We start from the raw sequence: 2,723 nt of genomic DNA, 5'->3' as shown, positions 1-2,723 counted from the left end.
CGGCCGCGCCGGGCGGCCTCCTCGGCCTCGGCCGCGCTGCTGTACAGGTCCTCGTCCGGGACGAACTCCGGCTCCGGCAGCGCGGCCGGCACGGCGGCCTCCGCCGCCACCTCGGCGAGCGTCTCGGCCGCCGGCTCCTCCGCGGAGGGCGCGGGGGCCTCGACGGGGGTCTCGGGCTGCTGGGCCGGAGCCTTGCCCTTCTTCCTGCCGCGCTTGCCGCCACCGCCGCCGCCCTGGGCCTGCACCTGGTCCATGTGGACGATCAGGCCCCGGCCGTTGCAGTGCACACAGGTCTCGGAGAAGGACTCCAGCAGCCCCTGACCGACCCGCTTGCGCGTCATCTGGACCAGCCCCAGCGAGGTGACCTCGGCCACCTGGTGCTTGGTGCGGTCGCGGCCCAGGCACTCCAGCAGACGCCGCATCACCAGGTCGCGGTTGGACTCCAGCACCATGTCGATGAAGTCGATCACGATGATGCCGCCGAGGTCGCGCAGCCTGAGCTGGCGCACGATCTCCTCGGCCGCCTCCAGGTTGTTCCTGGTGACCGTCTCCTCCAGGTTCCCGCCCTGGCCGGTGAACTTGCCGGTGTTGACGTCGATCACGACCATCGCCTCGGTGCGGTCGATGACCAGCGATCCGCCGCTGGGCAGCCAGACCTTGCGGTCCAGCGCCTTCATCAGCTGCTCGTCGATCCGGTAGGTGGCGAAGACGTCCACCTCGGAGGTCCAGCGCTGGAGCCGGTCGGCCAGGTCGGGCGCGACGTGCGAGACGTACCCGTGGATCGTCTCCCACGCCTGGTCGCCGCTGATGACGACCTTGGAGAAGTCCTCGTTGAAGATGTCGCGGACGACCCGGACGGTCATGTCCGGCTCGCCGTAGAGCAGCGTCGGCGCACCGCCCTTGCGGGCCTTCTTCTGGATGTCCTCCCACTGCGCCTGGAGCCGCTCGACGTCGCGGCGCAGCTCGTCCTCGCTGGCGCCCTCGGCGGCGGTGCGGACGATGACGCCCGCGTCCTCGGGGACGATCCGCTTGAGGATCTGCTTGAGCCGGGCCCGCTCGGTGTCCGGCAGCTTGCGGCTGATGCCGGTCATCGAGCCCTCGGGCACGTAGACCAGGTAGCGGCCGGGGAGGGAGACCTGGCTGGTCAGCCGGGCGCCCTTGTGGCCGATCGGGTCCTTGGTCACCTGGACCAGGACGGACTGGCCGGACTTGAGCGCGGTCTCGATGCGGCGCGGACCGCCGGACAGGCCCAGCGCCTCGAAGTTCACCTCACCGGCGTACAGGACGGCGTTGCGTCCCTTGCCGATGTCGACGAAGGCGGCCTCCATCGACGGCAGGACGTTCTGGACCTTGCCCAGGTAGACGTTGCCGACGTAGCTGGTGGCCTGCTCCTTGTTGACGAAGTGCTCGACGAGGACGTTGTCCTCCAGCACCCCGATCTGGGTGCGCTCGCCGCTCTGGCGGACGACCATGACGCGCTCGACCGCCTCACGGCGGGCCAGGAACTCGGCCTCGGTGATGATCGGGACGCGGCGGCGGCCCTGCTCGCGGCCCTCGCGACGGCGCTGCTTCTTGGCCTCCAGACGGGTGGAGCCCTTGATGGACTGCACGCCGTCGGCGCTCTCGGACGGCTCGTCCTTCTTCTTCCGCGGCTCGCGCACCTTGACGACCGTGCGCTCCGGGTCGTCGTCCTGGGCCGCCTCGGCTGCCTGGGGCTCGGCCTCGCCGCTGCGGCGGCGGCGACGGCGACGGCGTCGCGAGGTGCTGCTGGAGGCGCCCTGGTGCTCCTCGGCGCCCTCGCCCCGCTCCTCGTCCTCCCGGCCGCTCCCGTCGGCGCTCTCGCGGGTCTCGTCGCCCTCCTCGCCCTCGCCGGCGTCCTCGGCGTCGGAACCGCGACGGCGGCGGCGCCCGCCACGGCGGCGGCGGCGTGAGGGGCGCTCCTCGCCCTCGTCCGTCTCGCCCCGGCCGTAGGTCTCCTCGTCCTCCTCGCCGCCCTCGTCGGCGGCTCCGGTCCCGGCCCGGATCTCCGCGGCCTCCGCGGCCTCTCCGCCGTTCCCGGCGGTCCGCTCCTCGCGCTCGTCCCGGCCGTCGGACTCTCCGCCCCGGCGGCGGCGACGGCGGCGGGCCGCGGCGCGCTCCTCGCGCTCGGCCTCCGCGGTGCCGGCGGCCTCGGCCTCGTACTCCTCGGAGGTCTCCGGCTCCTCCTCGTCGGACTCGGCGGCGGCCGCCGCGGCGGTCTCGGGGGTCTGGAAGACCGGCTCGGCGAACACGGGCGCCTGGAACACCGCCACCGGCGCCGTCGGCGGCTTCCCGCGGGAGCGCCGGGAAGGGGCGGGCTCGGCCTCGGCGGGCTCTGCGGCCTCCTTCGGCGTCCCGGCCTGCGCGGGCTTCTCGGCCTCCGCCGCCCGCACCTTCGCGGACTTCCGGGTCCGCGCGGGCTTCTCCGCCTCTGCGGGGGCCCCGGCCGAGGCGGAGACCTCCGCCGACACCCGGGCCGGCTCCTCAGCGGCGGGCTCCTCCCCCGCGGTCCCCTCCTGAGCGGTCTCCTGCTGAGCGGCCTTCTCCGCGGTCCTGCGGGTGCGCCGCCGGGCACGGGCGGGTGCCTGCTGCTCCTCGGCGGCCGGTACGGCGGACTCGGAAGGTGCCGCCGCCTTGGCGGCGGGCTCCTGCTCCGCGCTCTGCGCGGCCGCCTGCGGCGGACCCGCGGGGGCGGAGGCCCGGCG

Annotated in this window: 1 protein-coding gene; it reads right to left on the bottom strand. The window is 74.6% G+C overall.

From position 1 onward, the window contains the following. On the bottom strand, positions 1-2,723 hold a 2,723-nt coding region (locus tag AC2CJA_RS25920; RefSeq protein WP_484605101.1), incomplete at both ends, for an Rne/Rng family ribonuclease.

The sequence above is a fragment of the Streptomyces sp. ATLC9 genome, assembly GCF_057196705.1.
Note: the sequence above shows the minus strand (reverse complement) of the source record. Positions and strands in the feature narration are given on the sequence as shown.